Here is a 6,826-nt window from a genome sequence, read left to right as displayed (position 1 = left end):
CCTGTCGAATTGGCCAGGCACCACCCACGCTGACGTAAGGGCTCTAACAACAGCTTGGCAGGAAGCTACTGCAGTATGCGGAGTGACTGAGTGGCAGAGTGCTGTAGGAGGGCGGCTAACATGAGCGCCGGAGCGGTTGTCTAGCACCAGTCGGCCCCTTCGCAGCAAACTTGCTGCACACATCAAGCCAGAGAGCCGCTGCAGAGCAGGTCACCGGCCATGACTGACCCGATTCCGTTGCCAGTTGATCTACCGCTGAACGCACCACAACCTCGTTACCACTAACCGCAGTGATTTCGCCGGCAGAGATGATGGGATCTACGGTTAACGAGCAACGTGACCACCCAAGCCTGCCCCCTTGTTCGGTTTGCTCTGGTCGACTCGATCGCCCATCGCGGGTTAAGCCCCTGCCACATCCATCCGGCACCAGGGCTCCAGCACGCCCGCTCAACGGCAGATTGTTGACCTGCCATCGCTGTGCTCATTGGTTTTCACGTGAAAACCTGGCGCCGTCCAATTGTGCCATTGCTAGATGAACGCCCCCTCAACGGCCCGTCCCCCTGGATCCGCCGGCCGATATACGAGCTAAAGCAGCGAATTGTGCCATCGCTAGAGGATCGAGAGCGCCTAGATTGCCAAATGTGCCACGCCTAGAGCCTAAAGCAGGATCCGCCCACCAAATGTGCCATCGTTAGATGATGGTCCTGGAGATAGCGTCCACTCCAGATGTGCCACGCTTAGTGCAGTAGCTCATCTGGCTTATGCCACTTTTCACAGTGAAAACTATATCAACGATGCCGTTTACGAGCTCCGTTCAACTAGTACAAAGAGACGGAGGCAATGTGCGTCGAGTCTATCAGGTAAGAGAGGGGGTCCAAGGGGGGGCTTACTACCCTTGCCCCCTCAATTGTGCCATCGTCAGGGGCACTGGAGGCTCTGTAGGTGTCTGATAAGGCTCAAGAATCGAAATGTGCCATCGTTAGAGCATTGCTAAAGCAATTGCTGAGGATTAGCGCGTTTGGGTGCCGCGAATCTTGAGGAAGAGTGCCATCGTTAGGGCTGGTGCATATGCCCAGTTATGAGCCGCAGATAAGCTGGAGGCACCGTATTTATTGGGCTCCAGCAAATTGTGCCATGCCTGGGAAGCCAAATTCCTAGGGACGGCACAATTCAGGAGATCCTCTAGCAATGGCACAGGAAGGTACTAAACGTGGCACATAGCTCTAAGGATGGCACTGGCGACATCTAGCCCCGGCACATAAGCCTAGAAAGATGGCACTGTTGTCCCTGGGGATGGCACAGAAAAATGGCTGTAGCCCTTGTGGCGTAAGGGTTTGGGGTCTTCACTAACAAAGCTTTAAAAAAGCAGTGAAAACAGAAACAAGCTGTTGTAGGTTTTTTGCTTTCGCAATTTTGAGTCAAAAGCGAAGAGCAAAAAGCACCCTCTAGGCATGGCACAATTGACCACTGACGGTGGAACCGTAATTTCGTTGACCGGACGACAATTGATCGAGTAATGTGCCACCACAGTCACTGATGGCACAATTCACAATGGACTCAGAAACCCCCACACCGAGAGCTCCGCGAGCAAAGCGTACAACCGGAGCAACAACGGAAACTAGTCCAGCGAAACGCAAGAGAGCACCAAAGCTCCAGGTCGTTCGAGATGTCGAACCATCCAAAGCCGTTGAGCTGAGGAAGGCGACCGAAGCCCTGTCAATGCGAAACGTCTCCGCCACTAGTGACTTCACCTTCCTACAGCGAAAACTCTACAACACACTCCTGCAGTTCGCCCAGCAACGGCCACGGGAGGAGATGGTTCACGAGATCCCGATTCGAGACGTCGAAGACAACATTGGACATACCACGTCCAATAGCCGCGACTACCTCAAAAAGGTGCTCGTGAGCATGTCGCAGACGCAGGTTGAGTTTGACTACAAGGGTGAGAGCCCTGGCCGAAAAAGCGAGTGGGGTATCGCAAACCTAATTGCTGAAGCCTACATCCTTGAGGATGGGCAAACCCTGCGCTTCTCGTTCCCACCAGATCTGAAACGCCGGCTGCTCGACCCAGCGATCTTCAATTTGATCGATCTGCGGATGCAGTACCACTTTTCAAGCTTTTCAGCGCTTACGCTCCACGAGATCACGTCACGCTATTTTGGCTCACCCATGGGTGAGACCTACCGTGCGCACTGGTCTGAGTGGAGCGTTGTGTTGTCTGGATCAGCCACTCCGCACGCCGAGTTTCGCGATTTCAACAAGATGCTTGGTCGTGCTATCGACCAGGTCAACAGCATCGAGCGAAGATTCCGCATCACTCCGCACGTGACCAAGGCCAACCGGAAGATGGATAAGCTCTGGTTCAAATTGGAGACCTTGGTTCAACCAGGCTTAGACCTGGGACCATCCCCCGAGCTGGTTAGCCAGGACGTATCCAAGCGCCTGAAGGCACTGTCCTTGAGCAAAAAGGACATCGATGAGCTCGGGATGACTCATGATGAAGAATACCTCTTAGCTCAAGCTGACTACACAGAAGCGCAAATGCGCAAGGAGGGGGCCAACGTTGCAAGTCCCGCGGCATATTTCAAGGCTGCGGTCGCCAACAACTACGCCAAGGCGCCAACCCAGAAGAAGGGAGCGGAAGCTGCCAAATCCCAGAAGCCAGCGGCTAACGCTACTAAGCCAGCTGCGAAAGCAAAGCCAGCGCCGAAAGCAGCACCAACGAATCAAATGGCTGACCTTTTGGAGCAGTGGGGAGCTGCTCAACGCGAGACTATCCGTGGCGAGTTCCAGGGGTTGTCGGATGAAGAAAAGAACGAGCTGGCTGAGAAATATGACGCCGAGCTGAGGAAGGATGACTTCGCTTACGGGCAGTACCGGACCAAAGGATTGACTCCTATGGTGACCAATTGCTTGGTGGCAATCTTGTTCCAGGAACGCTTCCCTGAGACTCCGACCCCGGAAACGCTCCTTCAATTCTTGCTTAGTGGCGGCAAGATCTGACGCTTTGTTACGCGGGCTCAGCCATTTGCGCGGTCCGCTGCACAAGGTTCAATAGGGTATCGGCTGAAAGGTAAGGGGCATTCTTTAGCATTTGCTCAATGAGCAAGGTCACAACCCCGAAGCAGTCGCCTGGACCTATGGGTACCGATCTTGGTGCACGGCCTTTCGTGTTCACCGAGATGAACACTTTCCCTGGCTGATTCTCGATGGTGAACCATTTTTCGTTCTGCGCGCCGTGGCCTTTGCCATCGAATTTCGTCTGCATCTGCATGAAGGTGGCTAGTACACCAGGCAGCTCGCGGCCAGAAAGCTGAATACTGATCTTTTCGGCCCAGTTGAACGTCCGGGATGCGGTTGCTTCGGCAGCTTCGATCCGAATCGTATGCTCTCCGCTTCTGGTTGTATCAGATTGGAAGCACAAGGCCACCTTCGCCCCGTAAACATGCCGAGTGACGAAGGTCTTCTTGTCTGCAGACTCGCTCGATAGCTCAGAGGTTACTGGTTCTTCACTAGTCTGGATTTCGGCGGCCTCTATCAACACCTCTTGTTCCTCAAGGCAGGAGAACTGCTGATGTAAGCTTCTGTAGGTGTCACAGAGATACCTGCCAATATCTGAGTCCGCACACCCGCTATCCGACCACTGCTTGAGCTGCTGAGAAAATTTCGGCCCTTCGACCTTCCCGATGTTGATCAGCACAGACAGAGACGGTTGTGGCAGATTGGCTATGCGGATGCGTTCGACACACCCCGGGAGAATCGTGAAGAAAATCCCTTTGAGGTAGTGCAGGGCAGTGTGGTCGCCAGCTTGCGCCCTTTCGATCGCGTCACTAAGTGCATCTCCCTCTGATTGGTAAACCTCATCGAGCACATCGCTGGACGGTATTGGGATTCGCAAACTAGAGAGCTTGGCGGATGCAGACTGGGCATCAAAACGCATATAAGAAAACCCTTGGCTCAGAAAATACCGTTACTTGGCTAACGGATACTAGCAATACAGCCAATTCTTATCAATACGTGTTATATGTCCTATTGGTATATTCGGATTGCTCTATAGTATTTCTATGTCTAAGGCTTTGTTCAGCTCATCTTCTATGTCGACTGAGCAACCACCCAGCAAGAAATCAGATTTCTCCAGGACGCCCAGTGCCATCATGATCAGTGGGGTTCCGATATCAATATGCTTCGCCACGACCCTGATCGCTGAAAGATCACGCAGTGAGGGTTTTGGGCGCCCAGTGCGCCATGAGTTGAGCTTTTCAAAAGGGACATGAATTTTTTCGGCCGCCTCCTTTAGGTTCTCAGACCAGGTGGCTGCGATCAGTTCATCCAGGATGAAAGTTGGAGAAGAGGCGACGCCTGCCTTTGTGACGTCCTCGAAATAGGCTGCAGTCTCGTGGCTCTCGCTGACTGCTTTCGCATTGAACATCGCGGACTGCTGGATAAGGCAGTAATCCGACCAGCGGAAAACGTCCGCCATCTGCAGGACTCGAAAACCAGAACAGTCAAGAAATGCAGCGATTAGGTCTATTCGTTTTCGATCCAGTTCGTCGTGGAGGGCACGCGGCTTGGCTTTTGACTCATCCCCAAAGCAACTCGCTAACGTGTCAGCGGTGAAACCACAAGCTTTGCTGGCTTCTTGGAAAGGGAGCGATAGCAGTTCAGATCTATCGATTATGGCCTGATAAAGGCGGAGCCCTGGGTTCACTACAAATCCTTCTCTCTTAACCGATCATCAGCACAGATTCAGACACACGTTGTCGGCAGGTATCCAACAAATCATGAGTGAGACCTAAGGAATTTATGATCTCGGTGTCCATCTGATCTGCGAGTGACGATCTATCCAACCCCATAACCACGCCGTAAGCATAGGTCGAGGATACTGATAGCAATTGGCCAAGGATATCGGGTAGCGGTGATCTATTGGAATACGTTTGCAACGCTTTTTGAATTGGGGCCGGGAATTTCCAGCGTTTCAGCAGCTCTGCACCAACCTCAGCATTGTCAAATCCTAGCTGAATCTGCTCTACGGGACGTCGGCCCGCGAAGTCGAATGGATCTACGGACTCTACTACGACACAAGCTTCTTCTGGGATTACGAGGTGAATGAGCAGGGCGCCAATGCCTTGCATCAAACCAGTCGTGAATGCGACATCTCGGTCAGCTCCGATGCTCTCGGCCAGAAAGGAAGCCATGAATGCGGTATGCAAACCCATCTTCCAGTAGGTCGGCATATCAATGCCTGGGGCGTCAGGCAGCGCCTTCAATAGGCCGGTGGTAATGATGGTGGTTCGGAAATTGTGAATGCCAATGGTCGATATGGCGTCCTCAAGACGGGAAATAGTACCGCTCCTGCCGAAATAAGCAGAATTTGCCGTGCGTAGCACCTTCGCCGCGAGAGCCTGGTCAAGGCTCACGGCTTTCACAATGTTGGCCAGCGGTACTGAAGGGTCCCTCGACATCGCTAGCAGTTCCATTACCACCGAGGAGATCGTTGGTAAGGCTGCAGGATTCTGAAAAATTTTTGCCAGGGGTTTCATAAAAATCTCAATGAGAATATGAGTCAGCTATCCAGAGGTAGAAAGTCAAATTGTAACGTCTTGAGGGGGGGATGGTTCATTAATCATTCAAGGAGTGAGGCTCAACGCAGATGGGATAAAATGCCATAGTGAAGTAATTACTCTAACTTCTATCTCGTACAAATACGCCTACAGTATCGCTATGGCATGATTTAGTATTTTGCGTTATGTGTTCGTGATTTCACTTTATAAACGCATGTGACACATCCCTTGAAGCAAGGCCGTTAGGCGAGAAGCCTTAACAGCACACTCTTTCAGGAGACCCCACATGATTTCGCACCCTCAACACACTCAAGCGCAAACTCGATCCCTGCTGATTTCCGGGCTGTTCCCCAACGGGGAGCTGTTCTCACATGAGGTCCATGCCGACTCATCCTACGAAGCCCAGATCAAGGTGCTTGCCCAGTGTCGCTACAGCGATTTTGGGGGAGACCTAGATGTCACCGGGCTCGCGGATGCTGCGACTGGTTCGTCTGTTCAGGACGCACTTCTGTCGGCTGGCCAGGACCTCCTCAGTGAAGTTGAAGCTGTCGAGTATGTGATCCACACCGTTCAAAAATCCCTCGACAAAGGCCGTATCTTCTCTGCTGGTTCTGCCAGCGAGTTGAGCGCCTTTGTTGAGTTCTTCGACCTCATCCTATCCGAAGCCCCTCATACGTTTGACGGTTTATGTTCAGGCGCTACGGTGGCAGATGATGAGGAAATCACCCTTGATTTCGAAGATTCCAGTTCCGCCGAGTTTGCGCTCGTACCGGCCGATGCACTGCTGGTGCTGGCGACTGCGGCACTGGAGGAAGGGAGGGCTGCTGCCGCATATCAAGTACTGACTATGGCGAGCATCACCCGTGTTGCACTGAGCAAGGCCTGCATTCGGGCCTTGGTTTAAAAAGGACCTTCTGGACACTCTCCAGAAGGTCCTTTTTTTTTACCACTGCATTTTCAGTTGGTGTAACTCGCTGATGCGCGCACACAGCTGATCCTCGATGAGAATCACCTGGCCTTTCAGTAGCACTCGAATACTCGCAAAGTGTTCACCCTGCACCCATCCCGCCCGCACAGGATCAACAAGACATTTGATACTGCCAGTCAGATCGGATGCGATGAAGATCAACCCCATTTCCCCATCAATGCATGTGGTTTCGGGTGGTTCTGCAATCAAGTAAACACCCTCAAAGCTCCGGCCAGCTAGAAGTGTTGCTATGTGGTGGTGATGGCCGCTTGCCGCATAGGTTTCAGCGTTGCAAATT

General features: G+C 52.6%; 6 protein-coding genes. 2 read left to right on the top strand and 4 right to left on the bottom strand.

What is annotated here, in order from left to right; translation table 11 throughout:
* The first annotated feature begins 1,719 nt into the window (after positions 1–1,719).
* Positions 1,720–3,003: a RepB family plasmid replication initiator protein gene (locus PM2_RS28975; protein ID WP_004577638.1), complete on the top strand. Its 1,284-nt coding sequence runs from the start codon at positions 1,720–1,722 to the stop codon at positions 3,001–3,003.
* A 7-nt stretch (positions 3,004–3,010) separates the two neighbouring features.
* Here PM2_RS28975 and PM2_RS28970 read toward each other — a convergent pair whose 3' ends face one another.
* The 3 genes from PM2_RS28970 to PM2_RS28960 form a co-directional block, all read right to left on the bottom strand.
* Positions 3,011–3,940, bottom strand: coding sequence for a hypothetical protein (locus PM2_RS28970; RefSeq protein WP_004577637.1), 930 nt, complete (start codon positions 3,938–3,940; stop codon positions 3,011–3,013).
* A 111-nt stretch (positions 3,941–4,051) separates the two neighbouring features.
* Positions 4,052–4,708: a helix-turn-helix domain-containing protein gene (locus PM2_RS28965; RefSeq protein ID WP_004577636.1), complete on the bottom strand. Its 657-nt coding sequence runs from the start codon at positions 4,706–4,708 to the stop codon at positions 4,052–4,054.
* Positions 4,709–4,724: 16 nt separating this feature from the next.
* Positions 4,725–5,540, bottom strand: a complete 816-nt coding sequence (locus PM2_RS28960; RefSeq protein ID WP_004577635.1) for an HDOD domain-containing protein — start codon at positions 5,538–5,540, stop codon at positions 4,725–4,727.
* A 307-nt stretch (positions 5,541–5,847) separates the two neighbouring features.
* On the opposite strand from PM2_RS28960, the gene PM2_RS28955 reads away from it, so the two are divergent.
* Entirely contained in the window at positions 5,848–6,465 is a 618-nt protein-coding gene (locus tag PM2_RS28955) for a hypothetical protein (protein ID WP_004577634.1), read from the top strand.
* Positions 6,466–6,504: 39 nt separating this feature from the next.
* On the opposite strand, the gene PM2_RS31045 is transcribed toward PM2_RS28955, so the two are convergent.
* Positions 6,505–6,826, bottom strand: a 322-nt coding sequence (locus tag PM2_RS31045) for a hypothetical protein (protein ID WP_162181832.1), incomplete at its 5' end; no start/stop codon positions are given.

Origin of the sequence: Pseudomonas monteilii NBRC 103158 = DSM 14164 (genome assembly GCF_000730605.1) — a bacterium.
Classification (GTDB): Bacteria; Pseudomonadota; Gammaproteobacteria; order Pseudomonadales; family Pseudomonadaceae; genus Aquipseudomonas; species Aquipseudomonas monteilii.
The sequence above is the reverse complement of the archived record's forward strand: the minus strand, read 5'-3'. Positions and strand labels throughout refer to the sequence as shown.